Source organism: Bacillus sp. PK6-16, from assembly GCF_056530295.1.
The window spans coordinates 3,844,891-3,860,141 of the sequence record NZ_CP096511.1 but is presented as its reverse complement, the minus strand read 5'-3'; the positions used below and the strand labels follow the sequence as shown (position 1 = coordinate 3,860,141).

Genomic DNA, 15,251 nt, shown 5'->3' with positions numbered 1-15,251 from the left:
AGGTTGAAACTAGGGAGAGATGGTACTTTGAAAGAAACGAGAGGAAATGGTTTAGCTTTATTACCACTTGGGCTATTTTTGGCGCTATTTATTGGTTCTGGAATTATTACAGGTGATTTCTATAAATTGCCGATACTTGTAGCGATTTCAATTGCTGTAGGAGTCGCTTTAGTGATGAATCGTAAAGAAAGTTTTAATGTGAAAGTAGAGCGGTTCGCTAAAGGTGCAGGAAATCCGGATATCATGATTATGGTATTAATTTTTGTGCTTGCAGGTGCATTTTCTGAAACTGCTAAAGGAATGGGCGGAGTAGACTCAACTGTTAATTTAGCGTTAACTATTTTACCGCCAGGATTTATCGTAGCTGGAATCTTTGTTATTGGTGCATTTATTTCATTAGCGATGGGAACTTCAATGGGAACAATTGCAGCATTAGCGCCGATTGCTGTAGGTATTAGTGGTCAAACCGATATCTCAATTGCGCTTGCAATGGCTACTGTTGTTGGCGGAGCGATGTTTGGTGATAATTTATCATTTATTTCAGATACAACAATCGCAGCTGTTCGTTCACAAGGAACAGAAATGAAAGATAAGTTTAAAACGAACTTTTTAATTGTGTTACCAGCGGCTATTATTACAATTGTACTATTAGTAATAGTTACTTCAGGAAGTGACACGCAGATTAAAGCACATAGCTTTGATTGGATAAAGATTTTACCGTACGCAGGAGTACTTATTACAGCGCTACTTGGCTGGAATGTACTTATTGTATTAACTGGTGGAACTGTACTATCTGGTGTTATCGGCCTTATAGATGGAAGTTACACGTTAGAAAGTTTCTTTAAAAGTGTAACGACTGGAATGGGCGGTATGATGGAGTTAGTATTACTTGCTATATTAATTGGCGGTATGGTTGAATTAATCCAATATAATGGTGGTATTCAATATTTAATGAATGTATTAACACGTAATATTCGTTCGAAAAAAGGAGCGGAATTTGGTATTGCTGGTTTAGTGAGTATGACGAATATGTGTACAGCGAATAATACGATTTCAATTATCTTTACAGGCCCGCTTGCAAAAAATATTGCAGATCAATATGAAATAGACCCTCGTAAATCAGCGAGTGTATTAGATCTTTTCTCATGTTGTGTGCAAGGATTAATTCCGTACGGTGCCCAAATGTTAACGGCAGCAGGATTTGCAGCGTTATCTCCGGTTGAATTGTTGCCATATGCATTTTATCCAATCTTAGTTGGAATATGTGGGATTGCTTCTATTTTAATTGGGTTTCCAAGGTTTTCGAAAGTAGCTGAGAAAAAAGAGTATCATAAAACAGCTTAATTTAATATGAATGTTAGTAATTAAAAAACGTGCAGAGGATAGACTCTGCACGTTTTTTTGCGTAAAGGGCTGAATATGACTCGGTCTTAAGTCTGAGTTAAAAACGGTTCTTAAGCTCGTTATGGAAAGATGAAAAAATAGTTAAGATAAGAGTATCAAATCGAAGGGAGGCAAGCACAAGATGAAACAATTTCTAGCGTTTATCGCAGCCGGTATTTTGGCTTTAATTGCTCTTGGTAGTCTTGCTGGTATTGTAGGATTTGCAATCGGAGCAGGAGTTGTATATTGGAGCTATAAATCATTTGTGCGAGCTAAATCATTTTTTGGAAAGTTAGCTTGGGGGATTGTTGGTTTAATCGGTTTATCCATTGCACTTTCTCATTCGCCAGCATTAATCGGTATCGCTGCTTTAGTGGTTTTATACTACGGATACCGTGAGTGGAAAAAAGAAAAAGATGTAGTTGTTGAATCTGCTCCAGAAAGTTCTAAACCATATAGCAACTTTGAAGATGAGTGGAACAAATTAATGAAAAACTAAAACAATAAATCAAATTATAAAAAAAGTAGAAGAGAGGAAGATTTATAATGAAACAATCTTTATTCGGACGTGTACGCGATGCAATTTTAGCTGATTTTCATAACGTGTTAGATGAGAAGGAAAGAAAAAATCCAATTGCGATGTTAAACCAATATTTACGTGATAGTGAGCGTGAAATAACAAAAATTGAGAAGTTAATTGAGCGTCATAAAACATTAAAATCTAACTTTGCTCGTGAGCTTGAGCAAGCACGTTATTTCGTTAATAAAAGATCAAAGCAAGCTATCATTGCTCAAGAAGCAGGCGAATTGCAATTGCACGAACGTGCGTTAGAAGAGGTAGCTTATTATGAAGGTCAAGTAACTCGATTAGAAGAAATGTATGCAGGTGTTGTAGAGCAAATTGATGAGTTAGAGCGTCGTCTTTCTGAAATGAAAAATAAATTAAAAGAAATGCACGCAAAGCGTATGGAACTAATGGCACGTGAAAATATGGCACATGCAAATCGTCGTATGAATACTGCGATGCATAAAATGGATGAAAATCATCCGTTCTTACGATTTGAAGAAATTGAAGATCACATTCGTGACTTAGAAACTCGTATGAATGAAGAGCATGAGCGTGATACATTTGATATGAAAATTGCAAAACTTGAGCGTGAAATGAAAGAAAAGAATGATGTATCGTTAACGAAAGAGTTAACAAAATAATAGTAGTATATTATAAAACAAGCTTATGATATAGTGATAGGAGAAAAGGTGTTGGAAAGCAATGCCTTTTCTTCTATGTATATGTGACAAGAAGGGGGGAGCTGAAATGAAGAAACATTTTTCAAAGACACAATTAATGGGGATGCTCCTCATCATATTTGGATTCGGTCTTTTTCTTGATATGATACTTGGACATTTTGAACCAGGTGGTCTCATTTTTGCATTTATTATGCTTATGTTTGGAAGGCATTATCGTAAAAAGAATCGTTATGTACGGGGAAATGTATTTTTATTTGTTGGTGGTATCGTATTTTTATTTTTCTTATTTTCATCAGCAGCATTTGTTCTTGTCGTATTTGCTTGTTTAGCTTTAATTGGTTATCAATTGATTCAACAAGGGCATCAGCAAAAAGCAATGAAGGTTGAAATTAAAGAAAAAGGGATTATAGACGAAGAGAAGCAAATATATCGTACAGAAACATATTTGAAAAATATGTTTGTAGGCAATGTGCGAATGATGGATCATATTTATGAACTTGAGGATATTAATGTTCAATATGGTGCTTGTGATGTGGAAATAGATTTAACAACTGCTATGATTCCAGAAGGGGAAACGGTAATTGTTATTCGGGGTGTCGTTGGTAATATTCGTTTATATGTGCCGTATGATATTGAACTTTCTTTAAATCATTCTGTTATTGTCGGACGTGTGCTCTTGCCAGGTCATGAAGAGACAGGGTTTAACCGCAATGTTACATTTAGAACAGAGCAGTATAAAGAGGCTCCTCGACGTATTAAAATTATTTCTTCGCTTGTCGTAGGCGACACGGAAGTGAGGAAAGTATAATGAAGAAACAAAAAAATATTTCGTGGATGTATATTCGTTATTCTATGTTGTCCTCTGTTAGTATCGCACTCATTTGTACAATTGTATATGTATGGAAAAGCGAGCAACAAGTGTATGATTTATTATGGAAGGAATCCATCGCTTCTGTTCCAATTGGCTTGTTTATTATGACTACAAGTTTACTTATCGGGGGAATTGTAGGATATGCAATCGGTTATTATATAGAGCAGCGTATACAAGGATTAAATACTTTTCTATTTGAAGTAGAGCGAGGGAATTTTCCGAGCGATGTTTCGTTTACTGCAGATGATGAATTTCATGAAGTGGAACGAAAAGTAATCGTTCTGGCTCGTCGATTAGAGGAGCAAGCTGGACTCTTTCAAAAAGTAACGAATGAACGAGCTCATTGGAATGAAGAGATGAGACAAGAAGCGATTTCTCAAGAAAGGCATCGTTTAGCAAGGGAGTTGCATGATTCAGTAAGTCAGCAGCTTTTCGCAATGTCGATGATGATGTCAGCGATTAATGAACAAATAACTGAATTTCCAGATGTGACAAAAAAACAATTGCAACTTGTTGAAAATATGGTTGTAAATGCTCAATCAGAAATGAGAGCATTGCTCCTTCATTTACGTCCTGTACAATTGGAAGGTAAGAAACTGACAGAAGGTATAGAGGAATTATTAACGGAATTATCGCGAAAACAACATATGAAAATTGAATGGCTTATTGAGCCAATAGAATTAAAAAAAGGTGTAGAAGATCATTTATTCCGTATTGTGCAAGAAGCGCTATCAAACACGTTGCGACACGCGAAGGCAAAGAAAACAGAAGTGCGCCTTCGAAAAATTGATCAATATGCGATTTTAAAAATCATTGATGACGGCGTTGGGTTTGAAGTAGGGGTTAATAAGGCTGGTTCATATGGCCTAAGATCGATGCAAGAGCGTGTTCATGAAATTGGTGGGACACTTAAGGTACTTAGTTTCCCGGCCAAAGGTACACAAATAGAAGTAAAAGTACCGATTATGATTGAGAGAGGGGGAGAAGTATGATAAAAGTATTGCTTGTCGATGATCATGAAATGGTTCGTATGGGTGTATCGGCATATTTATCGACACAGCCAGATATTGAAGTAGTAGGGGAAGCTGAGAATGGAAGAAAAGGATCAAAATTAGCATTGCAATTAAGGCCGGATATTATTTTAATGGACCTTGTTATGGATGAGATGGATGGTGTCGAAGCAACACGTGCTATTATTCAAGAATGGCCAGAAGCAAAAATTGTAGTTGTAACAAGCTTTTTAGATGACGAAAAATTGTATCCTGTTATTGAGGCTGGGGCGACCAGTTACTTATTAAAAACATCAAGAGCAAGTGATATTGCTGATGCTGTACGAGCTACTTATGATGGAGAAACAGTATTAGAGCCGAAAGTTACCGGGAAAATGATGTCCCGTATGCGTCAAAAGAAAGAGCAACCTTTGCATGATGATTTAACGGAAAGAGAGTTTGAGATTTTGTTATTAATTGCAGAGGGAAAAAGTAATCAAGAGATTGCGGACGAGTTATTTATTGCACTGAAAACGGTAAAGACACATGTGAGTAATATATTAAATAAATTGAATGTAAGTGACCGTACTCAGGCGGTTATTTATGCATTTAGGCATCAATTAACGAAGTGATAAAGTGAAACTTTAATCAGTGGGGAGGTTGTTCCTCTCCCACTGATTATCAGCCCTCACCAATCGGACTTTTACGGGCAGTTAATGCGGGATAAAGTAAAACTTTAATTGGCGGGGAATTCCTCGCTGATTATTGGCTCGATACAATATAGATTTGGCGTTAAAACAATTGAATGTTTTTATTGACGACAAATAATGTAAGCGTTATCATTGAGGTGTTAACAGTACATATAAAGGGGAGAATGTATATGTTAGTTCAAACTATATTCGGAATGGATAAGTCTAAAAAATTAGGGGATTATGTGAACGCATTACAAGCGCTTTGTGAACAATATAATGTTGAAACAGATAAAATTGCGATTATTGAGGCAACAGAGGAATACTATTTATTTTTAGTAAAGCAAGAAGAGCGCTATGATGTTGTCAAGGTAGAAACAGTTGATACGAATATTGAATATTATACGAAGGCTTATAAAATAAGCAGTTTTAATCATGCTGCGTATCAAATGTAAAAAAACTCCCTTTTGGGAGTTTTTTTAGGAGGCTTTTACTTCGTGAGATTCGGTTACTAATGGAACTTTTTTCGTACCGCTTAACTTAGCCATTGCAAGACCAATAAGACCTCCTACTAATGCTGGTATTAGCCAGCCGATTCCTTCATTATATAAAGGGATAAATTCAAAATATGGTGTGATAAATGAAACTGAAATATCACCTTGTTTTAATCCATCAAATACGCTCACTACAGCTGCTCCAATTAAAGCACCTACATAAACAGAGCGATATCCACCGAAGTATTTATGAAGTAATGATAGTAGTACGAGTACAATCGCAATTGGATACACAACAAGTAGAATTGGAACAGAGATTGCGATAATTTTCGTTAAACCTAAGTTGGCAACTAGTAATCCTAATGCGCAAATGATACTCGCGAACGTTTTGTATGAAAATGTAGTCAATAATGTTGAAAAATATTGGCTGCACGCAGATACGAGTCCAACGCATGTCGTTAAACAAGCGAGTGTAACGATAAGAGATAATAGGAGCAAACCGTATGGACCGAATAATTGTTGTACGATAACAGTAAGTAGCTGTCCGCCATTTTTTGCATATCCGAGCGAGACGCTAGTTGCCCCAAGCCAGCCGAGTGCACCGTATACAAGTACGAGCCCTGTAGCGGCAATAAGCCCTGCTTTTGCTGTGGCGATGGCAATGGACTTACGATCATTCACACCTTTAGAGCGAATTGCATTTACAACGATAATTCCGAATGCAAGTGCTGAAATAGTGTCCATTGTTAAGTAGCCTTCCATAAAGCCTTTGAAGATTGGAGAAGTTTGATACTCTTGCATTGCTGGTCCTGATTGCCCAAGTGGTGTAAATACACTTTTAACAAACAATAAGAAAATAGAGAGTAATAAAATAGGTGTTAATACATTTCCAATACGATCAACAAGTTTAGATGGATTCAAACTGAGCCAAAATACGATAGTAAAGAAGATGATTGTATATACAAATAGCACTAGGCTGCTAGAGCGGATTGTTTCTGGTAAGAAAGAACTAACACCCATTTCATAAGCGACATTTGCAACACGTGGGATGCCCATAGATGGACCGATAGCAATGTATACAATTACTGTAAAGAAAATTCCGAATAATGGATGAACATGACTTGCAAGTTGCTGCATTCCATTTCCAGATAGAGAAATTGCGATAACAGTTAGTAGTGGTAAGCCAACTCCTGTTAGTAAAAATCCAATCATTGCTGGCCAAAAGTTTTCACCTGCATTTTGGCCAAGCATGGGAGGGAAAATTAAATTACCTGCCCCAAAAAATAAAGAAAATAGCATAAGACCCGTGAAAAAAATATGTTTTTTTGATACAGTGTTCATTGTTTTTCCTCCTTTTTTAAATTCATTTGTAAGAACACAAAAAACTCGTCCCTAAAGAAAGGGACGAGTTATATTTACCCGCGATACCACCCTAATTTACACATGTAGAAATAAATCTATATGTATACGGCTTTGCAACGTACAACATGATACGTGTTCCTTGTAACGGGGGACGGCCGGTAAGAACTTACTGTAACATTCGGTTCTACTTCTCGGAGATGATTTTCGGTTACGCGCTGAACGTTGGCTTTCAGCAAATCGCCAACTCTCTGGGGAACAGTTCTATAACGTACTCGTTCTCGTCAATGAATTTTTATTCAAGTATTCTGACAGTATTGTTGCATGTTTTTTTTAGAAAGTCAATATGTTTTTTGAAAGATATATTTATATACGGAAATATCGAAAGTGATATTCGTTGTTGTAAAGGAAATGATGAATTGTAAATTTTATAGAGAAAATTGATATTTATAGGAGTGAAGAAGGGATTGTTTGAATTTATAGAGAATAATACAACAATCCACTTGCTGGAAAGAACAAACCAAAAGAGGTGACTGAAATGCTTGCGATGGGAGTATTATTTGGCATTATTGCTATAATTGGTTTTATGTGGTTATATTATTCGCGTTCGTTTAAACAAGCAGAAGTTTTACTCTTTCAAAAAGGTAGTTTATTGACAAATCAGTCTAGATATTTAGTATGTCCGAAGTGTGGAAGTGCACAGGCCAGAAGTGGAGGATATCAAGAGTGTTGCAAAATTAGATTATGAAAGAAAGGAAGCCTCACATTATTTTGTGAGGCTTCCTTCCTTACAACTTCATGGCGCTCCAAATTGTCCATCGATCTCTTTCAATAATAGGAGAGACGTTTTGTAATGCGGTCTGTATATGTTGTAGAAGTTGAGAAAGTTCATCATCTGTTAACTCATATAGAATAGATCGACCTGTTCGAGGAGATAAATCTTGCAATAATGCTTCTACAGAATCATGTATTTTTCGTATTTCCCATTGTGTTTGTGTGGGAAGTACATGAAAAGAATGTTTTTGTAATTCTGTCTGTATAGTGTTGGTTTTTGGACGTCTTTTTGACTCTATTTCAATAAGTTTTGGAAATAGAGAGAAAAAATATCCGCGAATGTGTTCGGGACTTCCTGGAATTGTACAATCTTCAATTGTTCGATCTTGTAAAATAAGTACACCGTTTTTATTTAATATACGAGAAGCTTCACGTAAAAATGTAGGAATGTCTTGTAAATGATGAATAACTGCACGCGAAATAACTATGTCGAATGTTTCATTAGGGTATGGGATATTATGTGCATCACCGTGGATGAATGAAATGTTTGAAAAGTTGTTACAATTTTCTTTTGCAGCTTGTAATATTTCTTTTGAAAAATCAAGTCCCACAACATTTTTGGCTCCCATAAGAGCGAGTTCTTTCGTATAAATCCCACCACCACAGCCGATATCAATTATTTGCTTGTTTTGTATTTCTGTAATGTTTTTTACCATTTCAGCCCAAGAAATATGAGCGTTTCTTGTTGCATATGTGTACTTATTATTTTCATCATGAAAATTAATGGACATGATAAAGACCTCCTTTCAATGATTAGTATAGCGTATTTAATAGGATGTCACGTTTTTGTTTTATGTATGAAGATTATAAGGATTTCTTATCGTAAGAGGAGGATTAATTTGAAAGGGAAATATGTATTGGTGTTGTTGTTTGTTATGTTACTAGCAGCTTGTGGTCAAGTTGAGCCGAAAAAAGAAACAAAAAAAGTAGAAGAGACGGTGAATGAAGTGAAAGAAACAATAGGGGTAACCGTTATACAAAAAAAACATAAAGAGAAAAAGTTGCAGGAATCAGAAGCGAAGTTAGTAATAGACATTTTGAATAAAGCTGAGAAACAAGAAATAACAGGAAGCTTCGGTGAACCTGAATATGAAATACAAATTAGTAGAGATGGGAAAAAAGAAACTTATTATGCATGGTTAAGGGGAGAAGATAGACGAGGATGGGTGCAATATAAGAAAGCTATGTATATGTTGAATGAAAAAGATACGGAAAAGCTTTTGGATATATTTCCAAATGTCTCAGAACAAAAAGAAGATGAGATGCAGGTAAGCCCTTTAACGGAAGTAACAAAAAAAGATTTGCAGATTACCGCGTTTCATATTAAAACAGGCGATCAAAACGTGAATTATACGGTACGGTATACGATTTCACAATCACTATACAATAAGTTAGTGAAGGAGCAAGAATATTATTTGCAACTCAATTTTCCAGAAAAAGTTCAAAAATTAATTGGAGCAAAAGAGAGTGAAATGATTTTAGGTGAAAAAGTAAAGGAAGGGTATAAGCAATATGAATTACATGCTACTGTTCCGATAAAAAGCGCTTCAGAATCACAATTAAAATCATTAGAAACATATTACGAAAATTATGATTTGAAAATATTAAACAGTGAAAAAGAAAAAATAGGTGTGTTTCAAAATATAATTCAGATTGTTAAAGATTATGGTGAAAAAATGAATTTTCAAAGATAAAGTGAGACTTTAATTAGCCCTTACGGATTGGAATGAATGTAAACTCGTCAAATCTATATGGCCTTTCCTAGGAAATGATAATAGAGAGGGGAAAGCACCCCTCTCTATTACTTTGCTTTTGTAGATGGCTCATTCATTGATTTTCGTGTAATAAGAAAAGAAATCATAAGAGCGGAAAGGATGACAAGGGCAATAAATACGTGATTGGGCAACAAATCTAATAATAATACGTAACTAACGGTATAAAAAATAAGAGTTGAAGCTAAAAACGATAGAGCACCTATTATAAGAGATTGTAAATTCATTTGTGTACACCTCCTTTTATTTATATTTTTGGCTGAAAATGGATTATATAAACATTATTTCTAACAATAGAAAAAAATATGTCATAATAGAGAAAAGAACAAGCTTTGATGAATGATATGATTCATTAAGGAGAGATAAAGGAGAGGAATATGAAAAATAATAAAAAAGGATTATGGGGAATTATTGTTGCGATAGGTCTATTTTTACTGTCTAAGTTAAAGTGGGTATTTGCAATTTTTAAATTAGCAAAGTTTTCAACGGTATTTAGTATGTTTCTATCGCTTGGCGCATACGCAGTTCTATATGGTTGGAAATTTGGAGTAGCGCTCATTTATTTGTTGTTTGTTCATGAAATGGGCCATTTATGGGCTGCGAAAAGAAAGGGGATCCCGACATCGCCAGCAATCTTTATTCCATTTATGGGGGCCCTTATTGGAATGAAAGAGGTGCCGAAAAATGCGAAAGATGAAGCTTACATTGCCTATATGGGGCCGCTTTTCGGACTTCTGTCATTTTTACCGGCGATACCGCTTTATATAATGACGAAAGAGCCATTTTGGGCGCTTGTTATTTTGCTTGGAAGTATGATTAATTTCTTTAATTTAATTCCCGTTTCGCCGCTAGATGGTGGGAGAATTATTTCAGTTGTCAGTACTAAAATTTGGGGAGCAGGCCTTATTTTATTACTTGGCTATTCAATTTACTTTAAAAGTATTTTGGGAGGATTTATTGTTATTATCGGTTGTATGGAGTTATATAGAGTAATAAAGAGAGATGAGCCGATTAAGGAATTAGGGCATAAAATTGATGGGATGAAAGAATATGTTACTAGGCTTGAAGAGGAATTAAAAGAAACGGGTGCTGTACATCGGACTATATACGTGATGCATCATGAGATGAATGCATTAAGACAAAGAGAACGGGAAAAAGAGTTACAAATAGGTGAACTTCAAAAAATGGAAGTGTTAGAGTATCTTTTACCGAAGTTCGAACCGTTAGATTATGTTCCATATGAAGATGAAAAAGATGAGTATACAATTCACATAAGGGAAGCATTTGAAGCGTCAGAAAGAAAATTAAATGAATGGAAAACAGAAAAGGAACAACAAGAAAACTATTATAAAGTGGATGCGAAAACGAAATGGACAGTATTTGCTTGTTATATCGGATTAATGGCTATACTCGGTTACACAGCTTATGAAGGATATATTGTTTTACAAGAACATTTGCCAACGAGAAATGTATAGAAAAATATTGTCGAAATGATAGGAAGAATTTATACAGGAATTATATTTCTACGAGAGAAAGTTACAAGTATAGTCATACATTGTAATATTTTTAGTAGAGAAGGAGTTCTGTATATGAAGAAATTGTTAAGTGTATTCGGGATTATTATCGTGATGATCATTGCGAGTTATAGTCTTATGAAAGTGCTGTTACATTATGCGAATAAGCCTGCTGAGGTAAATACAATAGCTCAAATAGAAGATGTGCAAGAAGAGACAAAAGTGCTAAATTTTATTCGAATGACACATGAAAGCTATAATAATTTCTTAAATTACGGTAAAGCAGAGAATTATACAGACGGGGATTGGAATCAATTTAAGCAATGGTTTCAACAACAAGAATCATCGTTAAAAAATATACATACAGAAATAAAGAATGAAAAAATAAAACGCGATGTAAATAGAAGCTATGAAATTGTAAAAAAAGGTGTGGAACTTCAAAATATTGAGTATGTAGTGTATGCCCACCGTGTATATCATGACTTGGATATTATCGTAAATAAATATAGAGGTGAAACGAATATCTGGGGATATACGGAGTTTGGCGATGGGAAAGATATAAAAGTAATTGAACAAGCTATACAAACAAAATAATAAGCTAGCTAGAATTCTAGTTAGCTTATTTTCTTTTGTAAATATAATGTTCATATATTATTCACAAAAACACCGTGTTAATAGTGATTAAAATCACAATCTGCATTATAAGATTCAGTTAAACTAAAAACAGTTAAGGAAATAGAGGAGTGGGATACAATGTTAAGTGCAAAAACAATTGAAATCGTAAAGTCAACAGTACCATTATTACAAGAAAAAGGCGTTGAAATTACAACGAGATTTTATGAAATTTTATTTTCGGAACATCCGGAGTTATTGAATATTTTCAACCATACAAATCAGAAAAAGGGAAGACAACAACAAGCGTTAGCGAATGCTGTTTATGCAGCTGCAACGTACATTGATAATTTAGAAGCTATTATTCCAGTTGTAAAACAAATTGGTCATAAGCATAGAAGTTTAGGTATTAAAGCAGAGCATTACCCGATTGTAGGTACATGTTTACTACGTGCCATTAAAGAGATCGCAGGTGCACCTGATGAAGTTTTAAATGCATGGGGAGAAGCATATGGTGTCATTGCTGATGCATTCATTAGCATTGAAGCAGAGATGTATGAAGAAGCTGCACATAAAGAAGGTGGATGGAAAGACTTCCGCAACTTTGTGATTGTTAAAAAAGTGAAGGAAAGCGATGTTATTACGTCATTTTATTTGAAACCTGAAGATGGAGGGAAAGTTTCTTCATTCATCCCAGGTCAATATGTAACGATTCAAATCAATATTGAAGGTGAGACATATACACATAATCGTCAATATAGTTTATCCGATGCTCCTGGGAAAGAATATTATCGTATTAGTGTAAAAAAAGAAAAAGGTGTAGATACACCAGACGGTAAAGTGTCTAATTACTTACATGAACATGTAAAAGAAGGAGATGTTTTACCAGTAAGTGCACCAGCGGGAGATTTCGTGTTAAATATGGATTCAACATTACCAGTTGTACTAATTAGTGGTGGAGTAGGGATTACACCGATGATGAGTATGTTAAATACGTTAATTGAACAAGATTCAAAACGTAATGTATATTTTGTTCATGCAGCAATAAATAGTAATACACATGCAATGAAAGAACACGTTAAGACAGTAGAAAATGAATATGAACAAGTTAAAGCATATACTTGTTATTCTGCACCGACTGAAAAAGATTTAGAAATGAAGAACTTTGATAAAGAAGGTTTCATTGAAAGTGAATGGTTAAAAACTATTATTCCGACAACTGAAGCAGAGTTTTATTTCTGTGGTCCAGTAGCATTTATGAAGCATATAAATGCTGCACTAACTGATTTAAGTGTGAAACAAGAGCATATTCATTATGAATTTTTCGGCCCAGCAACAAGCTTACAATAAGCAAAAAAACGAGGTATTTATTTTACCTCGTTTTTTATTTGTTCTCGTAATAAACGGTTTACTGTTTCACGACGTATACCTATCAGTTGACCAATTTCGGTTTGTGTTAATATTTCATATATAGGAATGTCACCTAAATATAGGGTGAACCATTCTTGTAAACGATGAAGACGTTCTTTCGGAGAGACGGTTGTCAATTGATCAATTCGTTGTTGCATCATTCTTAATTTAGATTGCAATTGCATAGCGATGTTAGCATACGATTCGGGATTTGCTTGAAGTCTCTCGTACCATTCACTACTAGTGATCGGTTCCACTTCTGTTTTTATTAAAGCGATAGCTGTACCGTGATATTCTTTCGGTGAAATTAAAGAATGATGAGGTATCGTTTCACCTGGAACGATAATGTTGAATAAAAATGGTGTTCCGTCTTCTTCTAGCCGAACTACTTTTAATAAGCCTGTTTTTATAAAGTATAAAGGACCGTCCTCGCCTTGACGGAATAGTACATCTCCTTTGTGTAGAATCAATGTTAGCCCCCCATTAATATGTTTCTATTTCTTCTATTTTAGCGTATATGTATATAGACAATATGCTATTTCAACAGCAATTTCATTGACGAAATGTATGCTATTACAGTAGTATACTATTTAGTGTGTAATAGTACTAGCAATGAATACGCTGTAGGGGGTTTAGTATATTGTTAGATGCGATGAGAATGACGGATATGAGAATTCCGGCGAATGCTATCATTCATGTAGAAGAGATGAAAGGTGGAGTCGTTTTATCCGTTGAAGTAGACGGCCAAATTATTTATACGATGGCTTATGATGAAGAAACAGATAGCTATGCTGAATTATATGATCGAAACGATAAGAGGGCGTGCCAAGTACATGAAGACTTCATGGGGTGGTCACTTCTTCATTAAAAAAGATGTCAATATGACATCTTTTTTTATTAAATCGATAGAATATACAAAGAAATGAAATATAAGGATAAAATTTGTAATAATTGATTTTGCATTGTTAGCACTCTGTAACTGCAAGTGAACTATTTTTTCGCTATCATAAAGATAACAGTCGCAGTTATAGGAGTGGTCAACTTGAAGAAAGTACATATTTCAAATTATATGTTATTATGTGTTTGTTTAATTTTATTTGTTCTCCTCGGAGGATTTTTATATTCATGTGTATAAGAAAAACGCATTCTAAAAAGAATACGTTATAAAAGGGAAATAATGATTAATCTAGTTCCAAGAATAATCAACGTAATACGTAATAAATTAATTACGGCGTTACCACTTAGTTTTGTATTAATGTAAGCCCCGATTTTTCCGCCAATCCATGCACCCGGAATCAGGATTAATGCATAAATCCAGCTGACATTTCCAAGTGAGATGTGAGTTGCAGAACTTACAATTGCTGATAGAAATACGATGAACATTGAAGTTGCTACTGCAATATGTGCTGGGAATGCAAAAAGAAGCATCATTGCTGGAACAAGTAAGGCACCGCCACCAATTCCAAATAATCCAGATATAAACCCAACTATAAAGGCGATAAAGATAGCAAGAAACGGTGGGAATTGGTAGTGTACAGTATTTCCGTCATTATCTGTAAAAGAACGCTTAATTACAGACGTATTTGAGAGGGAAAGAGGTTTTAATTTGTCTCGAAGCATAAGTAGAATTGAGACGAATATAAGGAAAATCCCAAAGTATAAAGAAAATGTGTCTTGGTTTAAAAATTTATTTGCCCATGATCCGATAATACCACCAGGGCCGCTTCCGATAAATAAAATAAGTCCACTTTTATAATCTACTCGCTTATGCTTCATGTAAGTAAGGGTGGAAGATAGTCCTGTGAAAACGACTGTTACCATAGAAGTCCCTACTGCAAGTTGTGGTGATAAACTGTGTAATCCAATTAATAACGGAACAATAATAATTCCGCCTCCAAGCCCAACTAGGCTGCCGACTGTTCCGGCGATTAGTCCGATGAAAAGTAACATGATGTATTCCAAAATTGCCAACTCCTCTAAATAACTTATCCACCAATTATTATACACGCTTTTTAATGAGAAATAGGCTTGTTCACAAAAAAGTCGTCTTCCTAGAAAAATAAGGAAGACGACTTT

At 35.0% G+C, this 15,251-nt stretch carries 18 protein-coding genes and 1 other annotated feature; of the genes, 13 read left to right on the top strand and 5 right to left on the bottom strand.

Annotation, left to right across the window (positions count from 1 at the left end; translation table 11 throughout):
* The first annotated feature begins 27 nt into the window (after positions 1-27).
* The 7 genes from M1D66_RS19715 (at position 28) to M1D66_RS19685 (ending at position 5,635) form a co-directional block, all read left to right on the top strand.
* The gene (locus M1D66_RS19715; RefSeq protein WP_242554707.1) at positions 28-1,344 is read left to right on the top strand and encodes a Na+/H+ antiporter NhaC family protein; all 1,317 of its coding nucleotides are present in this window, start codon (positions 28-30) and stop codon (positions 1,342-1,344) included.
* Between the two features lie 181 nt (positions 1,345-1,525).
* Positions 1,526-1,882, top strand: a complete 357-nt coding sequence (locus M1D66_RS19710) for a lmo0954 family membrane protein (RefSeq protein WP_000808640.1) — start codon at positions 1,526-1,528, stop codon at positions 1,880-1,882.
* A gap of 47 nt (positions 1,883-1,929) precedes the next feature.
* A complete protein-coding gene (locus tag M1D66_RS19705) occupies positions 1,930-2,592 on the top strand; it encodes a PspA/IM30 family protein (RefSeq protein ID WP_086385525.1) in 663 nt (220 codons plus the stop codon).
* Positions 2,593-2,698: 106 nt separating this feature from the next.
* Positions 2,699-3,439: a cell wall-active antibiotics response protein LiaF gene (gene liaF, locus M1D66_RS19700; protein ID WP_000716095.1), complete on the top strand. Its 741-nt coding sequence runs from the start codon at positions 2,699-2,701 to the stop codon at positions 3,437-3,439.
* Complete coding sequence (locus M1D66_RS19695) at positions 3,439-4,494, top strand: sensor histidine kinase (RefSeq protein ID WP_000744326.1); 1,056 nt, start codon at positions 3,439-3,441, stop codon at positions 4,492-4,494. The genes liaF and M1D66_RS19695 overlap by 1 nt, the downstream gene beginning before the upstream one ends.
* Positions 4,491-5,123, top strand: coding sequence for a response regulator (locus M1D66_RS19690; RefSeq protein WP_242554706.1), 633 nt, complete (start codon positions 4,491-4,493; stop codon positions 5,121-5,123). Before M1D66_RS19695 ends, M1D66_RS19690 begins: the two co-directional genes overlap by 4 nt.
* A 173-nt stretch (positions 5,124-5,296) precedes the next feature.
* Positions 5,297-5,635 (top strand): DUF3922 domain-containing protein, encoded by a 339-nt coding sequence (locus tag M1D66_RS19685; protein WP_002025529.1) that lies wholly within the window; start codon positions 5,297-5,299, stop codon positions 5,633-5,635.
* Positions 5,636-5,659: 24 nt separating this feature from the next.
* On the opposite strand, the gene brnQ3 is transcribed toward M1D66_RS19685, so the two are convergent.
* Positions 5,660-7,015, bottom strand: coding sequence for a branched-chain amino acid transport system II carrier protein BrnQ3 (gene brnQ3, locus M1D66_RS19680; protein WP_242554705.1), 1,356 nt, complete (start codon positions 7,013-7,015; stop codon positions 5,660-5,662).
* A gap of 56 nt (positions 7,016-7,071) precedes the next feature.
* Positions 7,072-7,330: a binding site (T-box leader), on the bottom strand.
* Positions 7,331-7,571: 241 nt separating this feature from the next.
* On the opposite strand from brnQ3, the gene M1D66_RS19675 reads away from it, so the two are divergent.
* Positions 7,572-7,781 (top strand): hypothetical protein, encoded by a 210-nt coding sequence (locus tag M1D66_RS19675; protein ID WP_000880630.1) that lies wholly within the window; start codon positions 7,572-7,574, stop codon positions 7,779-7,781.
* A 40-nt stretch (positions 7,782-7,821) separates the two neighbouring features.
* Here M1D66_RS19675 and M1D66_RS19670 read toward each other — a convergent pair whose 3' ends face one another.
* Positions 7,822-8,598 carry a class I SAM-dependent methyltransferase gene (locus M1D66_RS19670; protein ID WP_149149424.1) on the bottom strand — a complete coding sequence of 259 codons (777 nt, stop codon included), beginning with the start codon at positions 8,596-8,598 and terminating at the stop codon, positions 7,822-7,824.
* A 108-nt stretch (positions 8,599-8,706) separates the two neighbouring features.
* On the opposite strand from M1D66_RS19670, the gene M1D66_RS19665 reads away from it, so the two are divergent.
* Positions 8,707-9,561 carry a YhfM domain-containing protein gene (locus tag M1D66_RS19665; RefSeq protein WP_000677063.1) on the top strand — a complete coding sequence of 285 codons (855 nt, stop codon included), beginning with the start codon at positions 8,707-8,709 and terminating at the stop codon, positions 9,559-9,561.
* Positions 9,562-9,668: 107 nt separating this feature from the next.
* On the opposite strand, the gene M1D66_RS19660 is transcribed toward M1D66_RS19665, so the two are convergent.
* A complete protein-coding gene (locus M1D66_RS19660; protein ID WP_001053357.1) occupies positions 9,669-9,866 on the bottom strand; it encodes a hypothetical protein in 198 nt (65 codons plus the stop codon).
* Between the two features lie 150 nt (positions 9,867-10,016).
* Between M1D66_RS19660 and M1D66_RS19655 the strand changes: the two genes are divergently transcribed.
* From M1D66_RS19655 to hmpA, 3 genes are all read left to right on the top strand, one after another.
* Positions 10,017-11,114 carry a site-2 protease family protein gene (locus M1D66_RS19655; RefSeq protein WP_000794499.1) on the top strand — a complete coding sequence of 366 codons (1,098 nt, stop codon included), beginning with the start codon at positions 10,017-10,019 and terminating at the stop codon, positions 11,112-11,114.
* Positions 11,115-11,228: 114 nt separating this feature from the next.
* Positions 11,229-11,747, top strand: coding sequence for a hypothetical protein (locus M1D66_RS19650; RefSeq protein WP_000735526.1), 519 nt, complete (start codon positions 11,229-11,231; stop codon positions 11,745-11,747).
* Between the two features lie 159 nt (positions 11,748-11,906).
* Positions 11,907-13,115: an NO-inducible flavohemoprotein gene (gene hmpA / locus M1D66_RS19645; RefSeq protein WP_000947317.1), complete on the top strand. Its 1,209-nt coding sequence runs from the start codon at positions 11,907-11,909 to the stop codon at positions 13,113-13,115.
* 17 nt (positions 13,116-13,132) lie between these two features.
* Here the strand turns inward: hmpA and M1D66_RS19640 are convergent, their stop codons facing one another.
* Positions 13,133-13,645, bottom strand: coding sequence for a Crp/Fnr family transcriptional regulator (locus M1D66_RS19640; RefSeq protein WP_000600585.1), 513 nt, complete (start codon positions 13,643-13,645; stop codon positions 13,133-13,135).
* A gap of 170 nt (positions 13,646-13,815) precedes the next feature.
* Here M1D66_RS19640 and M1D66_RS19635 point away from each other — a divergent pair, with 170 nt between their 5' ends.
* Positions 13,816-14,043: a hypothetical protein gene (locus tag M1D66_RS19635; protein WP_000883009.1), complete on the top strand. Its 228-nt coding sequence runs from the start codon at positions 13,816-13,818 to the stop codon at positions 14,041-14,043.
* Positions 14,044-14,336: 293 nt separating this feature from the next.
* Here M1D66_RS19635 and M1D66_RS19630 read toward each other — a convergent pair whose 3' ends face one another.
* Complete coding sequence (locus M1D66_RS19630) at positions 14,337-15,137, bottom strand: sulfite exporter TauE/SafE family protein (RefSeq protein ID WP_000455762.1); 801 nt, start codon at positions 15,135-15,137, stop codon at positions 14,337-14,339.
* Positions 15,138-15,251: the final 114 nt, after the last annotated feature.